This is a genomic window from Acidimicrobiales bacterium, from assembly GCA_035533095.1.
GTDB lineage: Bacteria > Actinomycetota > Acidimicrobiia > Acidimicrobiales > Palsa-688 > DATLUM01.
On sequence record DATLUM010000071.1, the window covers coordinates 63,985 to 77,137 of the forward strand.

The 13,153-nt window shown below is 69.6% G+C and carries 14 protein-coding genes; 7 read left to right on the forward strand and 7 right to left on the reverse strand.

Annotation, left to right across the window (positions count from 1 at the left end):
• Positions 1-6 precede the first annotated feature (6 nt).
• Together holA and VNF71_09110 are read left to right on the forward strand one after the other, a co-directional pair.
• Positions 7-1,029: a DNA polymerase III subunit delta gene (gene holA / locus VNF71_09105; protein HVA74708.1), complete on the forward strand. Its 1,023-nt coding sequence runs from the start codon at positions 7-9 to the stop codon at positions 1,027-1,029.
• Positions 1,030-1,035: 6 nt separating this feature from the next.
• Positions 1,036-1,923, forward strand: coding sequence for a sulfite exporter TauE/SafE family protein (locus VNF71_09110; protein ID HVA74709.1), 888 nt, complete (start codon positions 1,036-1,038; stop codon positions 1,921-1,923).
• A 31-nt stretch (positions 1,924-1,954) separates the two neighbouring features.
• Here the strand turns inward: VNF71_09110 and rpsT are convergent, their stop codons facing one another.
• From rpsT to VNF71_09125, 3 genes are all read right to left on the reverse strand, one after another.
• Positions 1,955-2,236: a 30S ribosomal protein S20 gene (gene rpsT, locus VNF71_09115; GenBank protein HVA74710.1), complete on the reverse strand. Its 282-nt coding sequence runs from the start codon at positions 2,234-2,236 to the stop codon at positions 1,955-1,957.
• 69 nt (positions 2,237-2,305) lie between these two features.
• The gene (locus VNF71_09120) at positions 2,306-2,884 is read right to left on the reverse strand and encodes a DapH/DapD/GlmU-related protein (protein HVA74711.1); all 579 of its coding nucleotides are present in this window, start codon (positions 2,882-2,884) and stop codon (positions 2,306-2,308) included.
• A gap of 22 nt (positions 2,885-2,906) precedes the next feature.
• Positions 2,907-3,584, reverse strand: coding sequence for a cytidylate kinase-like family protein (locus VNF71_09125; protein ID HVA74712.1), 678 nt, complete (start codon positions 3,582-3,584; stop codon positions 2,907-2,909).
• 120 nt (positions 3,585-3,704) lie between these two features.
• Here VNF71_09125 and lepA point away from each other — a divergent pair, with 120 nt between their 5' ends.
• The gene (lepA, locus tag VNF71_09130; GenBank protein ID HVA74713.1) at positions 3,705-5,489 is read left to right on the forward strand and encodes a translation elongation factor 4; all 1,785 of its coding nucleotides are present in this window, start codon (positions 3,705-3,707) and stop codon (positions 5,487-5,489) included.
• Between the two features lie 31 nt (positions 5,490-5,520).
• Here lepA and VNF71_09135 read toward each other — a convergent pair whose 3' ends face one another.
• The gene (locus VNF71_09135) at positions 5,521-6,417 is read right to left on the reverse strand and encodes an aldo/keto reductase (GenBank protein ID HVA74714.1); all 897 of its coding nucleotides are present in this window, start codon (positions 6,415-6,417) and stop codon (positions 5,521-5,523) included.
• An 84-nt stretch (positions 6,418-6,501) separates the two neighbouring features.
• Between VNF71_09135 and hrcA the strand changes: the two genes are divergently transcribed.
• Genes hrcA through hemW form a run of 4 tightly spaced genes read left to right on the forward strand, consistent with a single transcriptional unit; the run spans position 6,502 to position 10,562 of the window.
• Positions 6,502-7,542 carry a heat-inducible transcriptional repressor HrcA gene (gene hrcA / locus VNF71_09140; GenBank protein ID HVA74715.1) on the forward strand — a complete coding sequence of 347 codons (1,041 nt, stop codon included), beginning with the start codon at positions 6,502-6,504 and terminating at the stop codon, positions 7,540-7,542.
• A gap of 7 nt (positions 7,543-7,549) precedes the next feature.
• A complete protein-coding gene (dnaJ, locus tag VNF71_09145; GenBank protein ID HVA74716.1) occupies positions 7,550-8,701 on the forward strand; it encodes a molecular chaperone DnaJ in 1,152 nt (383 codons plus the stop codon).
• A gap of 14 nt (positions 8,702-8,715) precedes the next feature.
• A complete protein-coding gene (locus VNF71_09150; GenBank protein HVA74717.1) occupies positions 8,716-9,429 on the forward strand; it encodes an RsmE family RNA methyltransferase in 714 nt (237 codons plus the stop codon).
• Positions 9,426-10,562, forward strand: a complete 1,137-nt coding sequence (gene hemW, locus VNF71_09155) for a radical SAM family heme chaperone HemW (GenBank protein ID HVA74718.1) — start codon at positions 9,426-9,428, stop codon at positions 10,560-10,562. The genes VNF71_09150 and hemW overlap by 4 nt, the downstream gene beginning before the upstream one ends.
• A gap of 34 nt (positions 10,563-10,596) precedes the next feature.
• Here the strand turns inward: hemW and VNF71_09160 are convergent, their stop codons facing one another.
• The 3 genes from VNF71_09160 to VNF71_09170 are packed head-to-tail and all read right to left on the reverse strand — an operon-like array spanning position 10,597 to position 12,965.
• Positions 10,597-11,085, reverse strand: a complete 489-nt coding sequence (locus VNF71_09160; GenBank protein HVA74719.1) for a hypothetical protein — start codon at positions 11,083-11,085, stop codon at positions 10,597-10,599.
• A gap of 24 nt (positions 11,086-11,109) precedes the next feature.
• The gene (locus VNF71_09165) at positions 11,110-11,877 is read right to left on the reverse strand and encodes a hypothetical protein (GenBank protein HVA74720.1); all 768 of its coding nucleotides are present in this window, start codon (positions 11,875-11,877) and stop codon (positions 11,110-11,112) included.
• Positions 11,878-11,900: 23 nt separating this feature from the next.
• Entirely contained in the window at positions 11,901-12,965 is a 1,065-nt protein-coding gene (locus VNF71_09170) for a hypothetical protein (protein HVA74721.1), read from the reverse strand.
• Positions 12,966-13,153 lie beyond the last annotated feature (188 nt).

The window sequence follows — 13,153 nt, forward strand, 5'->3', positions numbered from 1 at the left end:
GGCGCCGTGAACGAGTTCCCCGTCGTGCTCGTCGACGGCGACGACCCGACCCTGGTGAGCGAAGCGCTCGCCAAGGTCCTCGACGATCTTGTCGGCCCTGCGGAGCGTGGTCTGGTGGTCGAGGACTACCGCGACGAGGGCGTCGACCTGGCGGCGGTCGCCGACAGCTGCGCCACACCCCCGTTCCTCACTGAGCGCCGGGTTGTCGTGCTGCGCGAGGCGGGACGGTTCCTGACCGAGGAGGTGGCCCCGCTGCTGGCCTACCTCGAGGACCCACTACCCACGACGGTGCTCGTGATCGGCGCCGGCGAGGGGGCGATCGCCCCGAAGCTGGTGGCCGCGGTCAAGGCCAAGGGTCACGTGGTCTCGACGAAGGTGTCGCAGCGCGAGTTGGCCGACTGGGTCCGGTCGAGGCTGCGCTCGGCACCGGTCAAGCTCGACGCCGAGGCGGAGAAGGCGGTCCGCGACCATTTCGGTGAGGACGTGAGCCGCTTGGGCTCCCTGCTGGAGGTGCTGGCGGCCGCGTACGGCGAGGGCGCCCACCTCGGCGCCGCGGATCTGGAGCCCTACCTCGGCGAGGCCGGGTCGGTTGCGCCGTGGGACTTCACCGTCGCGATCGACACGGGTCGCACCGAGGACGCGCTCGCGTACCTGCACCGCCTCCTGGGCGCCGGCGACCGGCACCCCTTGCAGGTGCTGGCCGTGCTGCACCGCCACGTCCAAGGGCTGCTGAGGATCGACGACCCGTCGATACGAACCGAAGCCCAAGCCGCCGAGGCGATGGGGATCGCCAAAGGGCGGAGCACCTATCCGGCGAAGAAGGCGCTCGCGGCGGCCCAGCGATGGGGCTCCGCTGGCATTGCCGACGCGATCGGGTTGCTCGCGCAGGCCGACATCGACTTGAAAGGCGCAACGGGCCTCCCTGCCGAGGCGGTCCTCGAGGTGCTCGTCGCGCGGCTCTGCTTCCGCGCCCGGGCACGCGGCGGCGGGTCGGCCGAGCGCCGCGGGGCGCTCAGCTCGGGGCGCTGAAGCTCCGTGCAGCTATCGGGACTCGACTACCTTGCCGTCGCCGGCGCTTCGCTCGCCGCGGGCATGGTGAACGCGCTGGCGGGCGGGGGGACGCTGATCTCGTTTCCGACGCTGGTCGGCATCGGGGTGCCGGCGGTGCCGGCGAACGTGACCAACACCGTCGCCCTGTTGCCTGGGTACCTCGGCGGGAGCTGGGCGCAGCGCGACGACCTGCGCCCGCAGCTCGGAGACGCCCGGGTCCTGGCGGCGACCGGGGCCGTCGGCGGGCTCGCCGGTTCCGTGCTCCTCGTGATGATCCCGCCGCAGGCGTTCAGGCTGGCGGTCCCGTATCTGATCGTGGCGTCATGCCTGCTGCTGCTGGGCCAGGAGCGCGCCCGCAGCTTCGTAGGCGTCGCCGCGCCCGCTCCCGGTTCGCCCGGGGCGGGGGTGGGCCAATCGGGGACAGATCAGCCGGGCGTGGATCCGCCGGGGGTGGGCGCGGACACGGACGCGGGGGCAGTCGCATCCGCGCAACCCGCGCCCACCCGTCCTGGGGCCCCTGGTCTGCACCCGGCCCTGGCGATCTCAGTGTTCGCGGCGGCAGTCTACGGGGGGTTCTTCGGCGCGGGGCTCGGAATCGTGCTTTTGGCCGTCCTGGGGCTGTTCCACGCCGGCCCGCTGGCGCGGGTGAACGCCCTGAAGCAGGCGCTGTCGTTTGTGATCAACGTCGTGGCGGCCGTGTTCTTCGCCTTCTCGGGGCACGTGCGCTGGCAACTGGTCCCTGTGATGGCGGCCGCCAGCATCCTCGGCGGTTTCGCCGGCGGCCGGCTGGCCGGGCGGATCAGCGGCGACATGTTGCGCAAACTCGTCGTCGTGGCGGGACTGGGGGCGGCCGCGGCGCTCTGGGCGGCCTAGCCGTCTCGGTGAAGTCGAGCGGGGGGTGGCGTCAGGACTCGCCGGCGCCGGTTCCGGTCAGCGAGTTGATGCGCCGGACCAGCTTCGCCTTGCGGTTGGAGGCCTGGTTCTTGTGGATGATCCCGCGAGCGGCGGCCTTGTCGAGCCGCTTCACGGCCACGCGCAGATCCTCGGCCGTGGTGTCGCTGCCGGCTGCAGCCGAGGCGACGGCCGTCTTGATGCGGGTCTTGACCTCCGATTTGGCCGCCTTGTTGCGGACACGGGCCTTCTCGTTGGTCAGGTTGCGCTTGATCTGGCTCTTTATGTTGGCCACAGGGAATACCTACTCACTGGTCTCTGGCCCACTCGACTGGGGAACCCGGAGATGCTAGCAGACAGCCCTCTAGAGCTGATCTCCAGGTATCACCCTCGCCGGTATGCCGACCGCCGTGGCGCCGGCGGGCACGTCACAGACCACCACGGCGTTGGCGCCGATGCGTGCCTTGTCGCCCACGGTAACCGCCCCGAGGATCTTCGCGCCGGCCCCGATGAACACGTCGTCGCCGATGATGGGACGGCGGTCGCCGCGGTAGTCCCAGCCGATCGTCACTCCTTGGTGCACCTGGCAGTTGGCGCCGATCCGCTCCGCGGACAGGATCGTGCACTGGCCGTGCGAGACGAAAAGCCCCGGCCCGATCTCGGTCCCGCTCAGGTCGAGCCCCGGCACCGTCCGCCACAGGTGCACCGCCACGCGCGCCGCGAGCGCGCCCAGCGGGTTTCCCGAAGCCAGGCGGTGGTAGTAGACGGCGCGGAACTCCGGGAACGCGTAGAGCAGCCGGGCCAGCATCCGCGACCTGTCGTCGACCCACAGGAGGTCCGCCCAACGCTGCACGTCCGCGTCGATCGTGGCCTTCTGGTCGGTGAGGCGATAGGTCCACAGCAGCGGGTACACCGCGAGTGATCGCACGCCTTCGATCTGCACCAGCAGCCACGCTGCTGCGCGCTCAATCCCGTTCAGGATACGCCTCGGAGAATGCCCGGGCCGCGGTAGCGATGACCGCCACCGCCGGCTCGACCCCGATGACGGTCGGGTCGAGGATCATGTGGTACAGCGCAGGATCCGCCGGGTCGACGTGGTAGAGCCGCTTTACGAACAGTGTCCGGGCGCGGTCCGTCTCAGACTGGCGCTTCCTCGCGTGCTCAACGCTCAGCTTCTCGAACGGCGCCGCCCAGTTGACCCGGCGCTCGACCGGGCCGTCCAGGCGGACGTGGAACGTGCGGGGACGTTGGCGCAGCGCAATCGCACCCGCGCGCCCCAGGATCACAGCAGGGTCTCCGTGGGCCACCCCGTGCAGTCCCGCCTCGGCGTTGGCCCGGATCGTGTCGTCGTCGTCGACGATCGGCTCAGGGGCCAGCATCGCGCCGACACTGGCAGCGCGTGCGAAGTAGCTCAGAAAGCGACCCGCCGGCGTTATCTCACGCTCTCCTTCCCCGAGTCCCTCACCGGACTTGGCAGCGTCCCTGGCCTCTTGACGTGCGGCGTCCTGAGACAGGTCGGCGCTGATCAGCCGGTCGATGAACGGCACGCCCAACTCTTCCGCCAAGCGCGGCGCGATGACGCTTCCGCCGGACCCGTAGGTGGCGGATACGGTCACCGCCAGCCGGAAGCCGGATGCCGTCATGCCGCAAACCCTAGATGCTCCGGCCGGTTGCCCGCCTTTGCGCCACACTGTTCTTTGGCCCGCGGCCGCCCGCAGCCGCCACGGGCCCGTCTTTCCCCCGAGAATCCCCCTGAAGAAACAGTGAACCTCGACCGCATACGAAACCTCTCCATCGTCGCCCACGTCGACCACGGCAAGTCCACGCTCTCCGACCGGATCCTCGAGCTGACCGGTGCCGTCGACGCCCGCGACATGCGGGAGCAGTACCTCGACTCGATGGACATCGAGCGTGAGCGCGGCATCACGATCAAGGCGCAGAACGTCCGGGTCCACTGGAAGGGTCACACCATCCACCTGATCGACACGCCCGGCCACGTCGACTTCGGCTACGAGGTCAGCCGCAGTCTCGCTGCGTGCGAGGGCGTGGTGCTGCTCGTGGACGCCGCGCAGGGCATCGAGGCTCAGACGCTCGCCAACGCGTACCAGGCACTCGAGCACGACAAGGAGATCGTCGCCGCGCTCAACAAGATCGACCTTCCCGCTGCCGACCCCGACCGCTACGCCGCGGAGATCGAGCGCGTGCTCGGGGTCCCGGCCGGGGAGATCCTTCGTCTGTCCGCGAAGACCGGCGAAGGGGTACCCGAGCTTCTCGACGCGATCTGTGAACGCATCCCCGCGCCGCACGGCGACGCCGACGCGCCGCTGCAAGGCCTCATCTTCGACTCCTACTACGACCAGTACCGCGGTGTCGTGAGCGCGGTGAGGGTGGTCAATGGCAGCCTCGTATCGGGAGCGCGACTGCGCTTCATGCAGACCGGGCGAACCCACGACGTCGAGGAGATCGGCGTCCGCACGCCCCTAAACGTCCCGGTCGCCGTGCTCGGACCGGGTGAGGTCGGCTACCTGATCGCCGGCATCAAGGACGTCGGCGAGGCGCGAAGCGGCGAGACGATCACACTCGCAAACCGGCCCGCAGCCGAGCCGCTCGCCGGCTACAAGGACCCCAAGCCGATGGTCTTCTGCGGTCTCTACCCGATCGAGGGCGACGACTTCTCGGACCTTCGAGAGGCGCTCGAGAAGCTGAGGCTCAACGACGCCTCCTTCACCTACGAACCAGAAACGTCCGGCGCGCTGGGCTTCGGCTTCAGGTGCGGGTTCCTCGGCCTGCTGCACATGGAGATCGTCCGCGAGCGCCTCGAGCGCGAGTTCGATCTGTCCCTCATCGCGACGGCACCCAGTGTCGAGTACAGGGCGCACCTCACCGATGGGACGGTCGTCGAGGTCCACAATCCTTCCGAGATGCCCGAGGCGCAGCGGCTCGAGTGGATCGAGGAGCCTTACCTGACCGCGACGATCCTCAGCCCGACCGACTACACCGGGACCCTCATGGACCTCTGCCAGACCAGGCGCGGCGAGATGACAAGGATGGAGTACCTCTCGCCGGAGCGCCTCGAGCTCGTCTACCGCATCCCGCTGGCCGAGGTAGTGATCGACTTCTTCGACGCGCTCAAGAGCCGCACGAAGGGCTATGCCAGCCTCGACTACGAACCGGCGGGATGGGACCGCGCAGACCTGGTGAAGATCGACGTCCTCCTCAATGCCGTGCCAGTCGACGCGTTCAGCGCGATCGTCCACAAGAGCTCCGCGCAGGACTACGGGAGGAAGATGACCGAGAGATTGCGCGAGCTGATTCCCCGCCAGATGTTCGACGTGCCCATCCAGGCCGCGATAGGCGGGCGGATCATCGCGAGGGAGACGGTCAAGGCGAAGCGCAAGGACGTGCTCGCCAAGTGCTACGGCGGCGACATCACCCGCAAGCGCAAGCTCCTGGAGAAGCAGAAGGAAGGCAAGAAGAGGATGAAGAACATCGGGAGGGTGGAGGTGCCCCAGGAGGCGTTCATCCAGGCCCTCCGCCTCGAGGAGTAGCCGGCCTCACGGCCTGAGTGTGTGACCGGCCTCACGGCCTGAATCTGACCCGGCCTGCCGCGTCGAGCTTCTCCATCTGTTCGGGGCTGAGAGCGACGGTCGCCGCTGCGCAGTTCTCCTCGAGGTGGCTCACAGACGAAGTGCCGGGGATGGGCATCATGACCGGGCTCTTGGCGAGAAGCCAGGCCAGTGATACCTGGGCCGGCGTGGCTCCGGTCCCCTTGGCTATCTCGTCGACGGGACCGCCGGGGTTGGCGAGGTCACCCGACGCGATTGGGTACCAGGGGATGAACCCGATGCCTTCCTCGGTGCAATGGGCGAGCACGTCCTCGGACGAACGGTCGGTCAGGTTGTACAGGTTCTGCACCGTCGACACGGGGACGACCTTGCGGGCGGACTCCGTCTCGGCGACCGATACCTGCGACAGCCCGACGGCGGCGACCTTTCCCTCGTGGAGCAGATCAGCGAGGAAGCCGAACTGCTCGTCCGCCGGCACCTTCGCGTCGATACGGTGCAGCTGGAACAGGTCGAGCCGCTCGGTCCCGAGCCGGCGGAGGCTCATCTCGACCTGCTGGCGCAGGTACTCGGGACGGCCGACGGCGTGCCACTGGTTCGGGCCGGTCCGGGTCAGCCCGGCCTTTGTGGCGATCACCAGGCCAGCGGGATAGGGATGGAGCGCCTCCCGGATGAGGTCCTCGCTGACGTAGGGGCCGTACGAGTCGGCGGTGTCGATGAAGTCCACGCCCAGTTCGACAGCCCGGCGAAGGACCCGGATGCACTCGGACCGATCCCGTGGCTCGCCCCAGATCCCCCGCCCGGTGAGCCGCATGGCGCCGAAGCCGAGCCGGTGGACGGTCATGCCGGCGAAACTGAAGCTGCCAGAGGCGGAGACAGGCTGGGCCGTGGCTGAACGGGTGTCGGGGCTCATAGACCTTTTATACCGGGGACCGGCCCGTCTATTCGGGCTGAGCGGTACCAAACCGCTGGCACTCGGTATCTTTGAGTGCCAACGATGCTTGACGCCAACATGCTTGATGACCGCAAGGCCGCCATCCTCCGTGCCGTGGTGGAGGAGTACATCCAGACCGCTCAGCCGGTCGGGTCTGCCGCGGTGTCGCGCATCCCGGAGCTGTCCGTCTCCTCGGCGACCGTGCGCAACGAGATGGGTGTCCTCGAGAGAGAGGGTTATCTGGCTCAGCCCCACACGAGCGCCGGCCGCATCCCGACCGACAAGGGCTACCGGTTCTTCGTCGACCACCTCGACCCGGCCGGGAGGTTGGGACCCGGGCAGACGCAGAAGGTGCGGGCCTTCTTCGCGAGCGCGCACGGGGAGCTGGAGCGGATGCTCTCCGACACCAGCCGCTTCCTGTCGGGTTTGACCGATTACGCGGCGGTCGTCGTGCGCGAGGGTGACCCGGCTCGCGTGCGGTCGGTGCAGCTGGTGAGCCTTGCTCCCCGGCTCGTGCTCGTGGTGATCGTCTTCGCGACCGGAGCAGTGGACAAGCGGACCTTGGAGCTGCTCGATTCCCGCGAGGACCCCACCGAGGATCAGATCGCCGCCGCGTCGGCGAGTCTCTCCGCCTTTCTCGAAGGCGAGGTGATCGGGGGCGGCGGGCGGATACCGCCGACGGGCGACGCTGTCGTGGACCGGCTGGCCGAGTCGGCGCGGGCGGCGCTGCAGCACGAAGAGTCGACCGGTGATGCCCACTCGCAGGTCTTCGTGGGCGGCGCGGCCCGGATGGCGGAGGCGTTCGACGCGGTCTCCACGATCCGCAAAGTGCTCGACATTCTCGAACAGCAGTACGTGCTGGTCACGGTCGTGCGCGACGTGCTCGACCGGGGCCTGTCGGTGTCGATCGGCGCCGAGCACGGCGTGCAACCGCTGGCCGATTGCTCGATCGTCGTCGCGCCCTACGAGGTGGAGGGCGAGCGCGCCGGGACCGTGGGGATCCTCGGCCCGACGCGCATGCACTACGAGCAGGCGCTGGCTGCGGTCGCCGTCGTGAGCAAACGGCTCGGCAAGGTGCTCAGCGAAGGCACCGAGGGAAGGTAGGTAGTCGGTGCCGGAGATCGGGGACCTGTACGAGCTGCTCGGAGTCAGCCGCAACGCGACGGAGGACGAGATCAAGCGCGCCTACCTGAAGCTCGCCCGCGAGCTGCACCCTGACGCGAACCCGGGTGACGTGCACGCCGAGGAGCGGTTCAAGGCGGTGAACCTCGCGTACGAGACCCTGCGCGACCCCGAACGGCGCCGGCAGTACGACATGTTCGGCATGGCCGGAGTCCGCGGGTCGGGGGCGGCCGGTACCGGCGGGGGCGACCCGTTCGCAGGGTTCGGGGGCGGCGGGATCGGAGACCTCTTCGACGCGTTCTTCGGCGGCGGCATGGGCGGCGCGGCCGGAGGCCGGGCCGCGCGGACCGGGCCGCGCAAGGGCGAGGATGCCGAGGCGACGATCCTGCTCGACTTCGCAGAAGCGGTGTTCGGGGCCCAGCGCGAGCTGACCGTCCGCTTGCCGCATACGTGCTCGACCTGCCAGGGAAGCGGCGCCCGGCCCGGCACCACCCCGATCACCTGCTCGACGTGCCAGGGCAGCGGTGAGATCCGCCGGGTCCGGCAGTCCATACTCGGTCAGATGGTCACGGCCAGCCCGTGCCACCGCTGCGGCGGCACGGGTGAGGAGATCCCGTCGCCGTGCCCGGACTGCCGGGGGGAGGGGAGGCGGCGCGAGGAGAGGTCGTTTGTGGTCGACGTGCCGGCGGGCGTCGACGAGGGCTCAACGCTGCGGCTCACGGGTCGGGGCGCCGGCGGCCTGCGCGGCGGGCCGGCGGGGGACCTTTACGCGCACGTGAGGGTGAGGCCGCATCCGGTGCTGACGCGCAGCGGCTTCGACCTGCTTGCCGTCGTGCACGTGGCCATGTCCCAGGCCGCGTTGGGCACGTCGGTCGAGTTCGAAACCCTCGACGGGGTCGAGGACGTGGTGGTGCCAGCGGGCACTCAGACCGGTCGCGAGATCAAGCTCCGCGGCCGCGGTGTGCCGCACCTGCAGGGCCGAGGTCGCGGCGACCTGATCATCACGGTCGTCGTGGACATCCCGAGCGACCTGACCAAGGAGCAGGAGGACCTGCTGCGCCAGTACGCCTCGCTCAGGGGAGAGCCGGTGTCGGCGCCCGATCCCGGCTTGATGTCCAAGCTGCGCGGCGCGTTCAAGTAAGGGGCTCCTCCGGTATGGCCGGGTATCGAGACGCCGCCCGGCGGGCGGCGGCCCACGTCGTGGTCGCTAGCCTCGACACCCTCGACTTGGACGAGGTGGACCGCCGGCATCTGGCGTCGGTCCTGCGGCTGCGCGACGGCGAGCCGGTGAGCGCCACGGACGGGTGCGGGGGCTGGAGGATGTGCCGGTTCGACACCGCGGGCGGCGGGGCGATCGTCGCCGTCGGGGACGTGGAGCGCCGCGAGCGCATGGCTCCGCGGCTGTGCGTGGCGTTCGCGCCTGTGAAGGGCGACAGGCCGGAGTGGGCGGTCCAGAAACTCACCGAGTTCGGCGTCGACCGGATCGTGTTGTTGCGAGCCGAGCGCAGCGTGGTGCGCTGGGAGGGGGACCGCGCCGGTTCGCACCTTCGACGCCTAGCGGAGGTCGCGCGCCAGGCGGTAATGCAGAGCAGGGGTCTCTGGCTGCCCTCGGTCGAGGGGGTCACCCCATTCGAGGTCGCAGCGGCGATGCCCGGAGCGGTCCTCGCCGAGCCGGGAGGAGGACCGGTCTCGCTCGACTCGCCTATGGTGCTCGTCGGACCCGAAGGAGGGTGGTCCGATGCCGAGCAAGCGTCCGCCGGTGGTCGGTCGGTGAGCCTCGGCGCCGGCGTGCTGCGAACGGAGACGGCTGCAGTCGCCGCGGGCGTGCTGCTGACGGCGCTGCGGGCCGGCGTGATCGGGTCGCGGTGACCACTACCGAAGGCTTCGGCGTGTACGTGCACGTCCCGTTCTGCACTCGGCGCTGCGACTACTGCGCGTTCGCGACGTGGACCGACCGGTTCTCCCTCGCAGGCGCGTACGTCACCGCGTGCATCTCGGAGCTGCGTCGGGCGCGTTCGTCGGAGGACCTGCCGCCGGCGACCTCGGTCTTCTTCGGGGGCGGCACCCCGTCGTTGCTGGACCCCGACGCCATTGGTTCCATCCTTTCGGAAGTGGAGCTCGCCGCCGGCGCCGAGGTGACGGTCGAGTGCAACCCGGACACCGTGGACGAGGTGAAGCTGCGGGGGTACCGGGGCGCCGGCGTCAACCGCTTGTCGTTTGGCGTCCAGTCGATGGTGCCTCACGTGCTGCGGGGTCTCGGCCGCTCCCACTCTGCCGGTGCTGTTCGCTCGGCCGTCGAAGCCGCCGCCGGCGCCGGCTTTGCCGGCGCGTACAACGTGGACCTCATCTTCGGCGCGGCGGGCGAATCCATGGCTGACTGGTCGTCGACGCTGTCGGCCGTGCTGGAGCTCGACCCGCCGCCGGCGCACGTCAGTGCCTACGCCCTGACCGTCGAGGCGGGCACACCGCTCGCTGCTGACACGTCGAGGTACCCGGACGGCGACGACCAGGCGGACAAGTACCTGCTGGCTGACTCCGTCCTGTTCGGCGCCGGCCTCCGGTGGTACGAGATCTCGAACTGGGCGGTGCCGGGGCACGAGTGCAGCCACAACCTCTTGTACTGGAGGCAGGGCCCCTACCGGGGCATCGGCTGCGCCGCGCACTCGCATCGGGTCGACCCGCGAAGCGGTGGATCACGCCGGTGGTGGAACGTGCGCACCCCCGAGCGTTACATCCGCCTTGTTTCCGAGAACGGGTCCGCCGAGGCGGCAGGCGAGGAACTCGGCGCCGAGGTGAGTGCGGTCGAGGCGCTGCAGCTGGCGCTGCGGACCCGGGAAGGCGTGCCGGCTGCGTCGTTGCCGGCCGGCACGGCGATCGATCCGGCGCTCGAAGGGTTGGTCGAGCCTGCCGGCGAGGGGATGCTGGCGCTGACGCCCAGGGGGAGGCTTCTGGCCAACGAGGTCGCCCTTCGCCTGCGCCGCGCGCCGATCGCCGGGAACTGACCGATGGCCGCCGGCCCGCCGGTGCGAACCTTCTTCAGGACGGCGGCCGGGTGGTTATGAAGCGAACCGCGACGATCAGCAGCGCGACGAAGAAGCCCGCTCCCGACAGTGCTGCGAAGACGGGGCTCACGTGCGAGCTCTGCTGGGAGGTCGTGAACGGCACCGTCGAGGGGGTGACCGGGAGGTTCCCGCCGATCGAAGGCAACGTGGTCGCCGTGGTCGTCGGCGCTGCGATGGTCGTCTTGGGGGTGGTCCTGGCTGGGGTCTGCGTGACGACCGAGGGGGTGGTCGGTGGGGCCGTCTGTGGTGGAGCCGTCGTGGCCGGCGTAGTGGGCGGCGCTGTTGTGGTGGGCGGCGCCGTGGTGGTGGGCGGCGGGCACCCACCAACACAGAAGCTGGTGGTGGTCGTGTCGTTGGGTACGGCGCCGGCTCTGCTCCCCGGCCCGGCCAGCGCGAAGCCGAGCAACAGCACCGCCGCGCCGGCGAACAGGATCGTCAGTGCTGAGAGGGCCCGGCGCAGCATGGCCAACAGTGTTGCCGAACCGGATCACTCAGGGATGGCAACCACCTCGCCGGCGAAGATCAGGTCCGGGTTCGCCGGATCCGCGAGGTTGGGTCTGTTCAACTCGATCACCCGAAGCCACAAGGCGGCCACCGCGTGCTCGTCGGGTTCGTGGCCGAGCCGGGCCGCCAGGACCGACGCGGAGATCGACCAGAGGTCGTCACCGGGTCGGACGACCCACCGCGTGGGCAGGCCCGGAGCCGGCGTGGACGCCGAGGGTGGCGGAGGCGCGGTCAGGTCCGCCGCGGGCGGTGTTGCCGTGGGTGGCGCTGTTGTGGTGGGCGGCGCCGTTGCCGTGGGTGGTGCTGCTGTGGTGCGCGGCGCCGTTGTCGTGGGTGGTGCTGCAGCCTGAACCGGAACGAGCAGCGGCGGCCTCGGCGCGTGCCCGCCAGCCGGGTGCCCGCCAGTTGCCACCCCGCACCCCGCCGCCCCGGCCATGGCCGCCCCGATTACCGACACGCCGGCGACGTTCCTGACCAGCCGTCCCAGCCCCGGTAGCCGCAGCCGCACGAGCCACGCGACCCGCCCCGTGCATCGGGCCGCGCCCGCTGCGACGCAAAGCAACAGCCAGTAACCGCCCGCAAGCAAACCGGCGGCTCTCAGCAAGGACATCGCCGACAGCACCGGGTCGTGCACTGACCACCAATGCAGAAGATCGGAGGGATGGAGCAACGGAGGCCATCCCAGCGGCCCCTGGCCGGCGATTGCGAGCAGGGACGTAACAGCGGCTGCCCCTAGCCATTGCCGCAGCAAGGTTGAATCCTGGCCGCGGCCGATCACTTGCGCCTCGGGTCGATGAGAATCGGCGCGCGACCCGAGCGTTCGACTTCGATGCGATCGCATCCGGGCGTGCCTGCCCCCGGCGAAGGAGACACCTTCAGGGTCGAGGCCAGCGGGACTGTCGCCACAAGCCGCGCCACCACCTGCTGGTGGGATCCAGGCCAGGAGTCGAAGATCCATACGTTGTCCGATGCCTTGTCGAGAACGGCGGGAGTCGAGTCGCTACTGCAGTTCCAGCGACCCAGCACGGTCGCGCCGGCGACGCCCAAGATCCGGAAACGCCCCCCGATGATCCCCGCGGTAGCGGGCAGCGCACCACATCCATCGTCTTGGCGCGGGCAAGGTGCTGGCGTTGCACCACTGTCGCGGAACCGATTCCCGGCGACACCTCGATGAGCCCCGCCGGCCCCCGCCGATCCCACGGTCGCGTACAGAACGGCCGTTGCCACGACGGCAAGAACAGCGCCCCCGATCGCGGAGCGTTTCCGCCTTGCCGGATTGCCTCGAAGCTTCGAGACGGCGACTGGAAACCGGGTCGACGGCGCGGCCGCTCCGAGTATGCGCGCGAGCGAACGAGCATCCACGGCGTTGCCGCGCCAGCCAGTGCGGCGCCTGCCGCTTGCTGCTGCTCGAAGTGCGGCGGAGACTCTCGGTCCGGGTACGTCACGGCTGGCACCGATCAGCAGGTTGGCCAGCGCGGCCACATCAGCGCGCCTCGCGTTCGCGAAGTCGGAAGCACCAGACGCACGGCGCGCTGAACCGAATCCGCACAGGATCGGCCGGTCCCGTTCGTCGATCAGGACGTGATCGGGTTCGATGGCCCCATGGGTGATCCCGATGTCGTGCAGGTCGGCGACCGTCGTTGCCAGCGCAGCTCCGATCCACACCATGTCCGCGGGGTCGAGCGGTGACCGCTCGCCGAGTGTCTTGCCGTCCACCTTCCGCAGTTCCAGAACCTCTGGCTCAGAGGCGCCCTCGGATCCCAGTATCTGCACGACACCTGGATGAGCCCCGGCCCTGAGGATCGCCGCCTCGGAGGCGAGCCGACTCCTTTCGGCCACGCTCGTGGCCTGCTTTCGGAGGATCCCACATATGCTCTCCTTGTCGACCATCATATCTTATGAAATAGCATGTAGAGATCTTCCAAACAAGGGGCGAATTGGCTGCAAAGGCACGCAACGAGCATGGAAGATCTGTTGACGACACTCATGTAGTTCGATAACACTCCGGTCAGTGCGCTGGGGAGTGA

Excerpts from the sequence above, each read along its gene's own strand:
- VNF71_09125 (HVA74712.1), bottom strand. The coding sequence starts at position 3,584 with ATGACGGCATCCGGCTTCCGGCTGGCGGTGACCGTATCCGCCACCTAC.
- VNF71_09160 (HVA74719.1), bottom strand. The coding sequence starts at position 11,085 with ATGCTGCGCCGGGCCCTCTCAGCACTGACGATCCTGTTCGCCGGCGCG.
- hrcA (HVA74715.1), top strand. The coding sequence starts at position 6,502 with ATGCTTGACGCCAACATGCTTGATGACCGCAAGGCCGCCATCCTCCGT.
- VNF71_09135 (HVA74714.1), bottom strand. The coding sequence starts at position 6,417 with ATGAGCCCCGACACCCGTTCAGCCACGGCCCAGCCTGTCTCCGCCTCT.
- VNF71_09150 (HVA74717.1), top strand. The coding sequence starts at position 8,716 with ATGGCCGGGTATCGAGACGCCGCCCGGCGGGCGGCGGCCCACGTCGTG.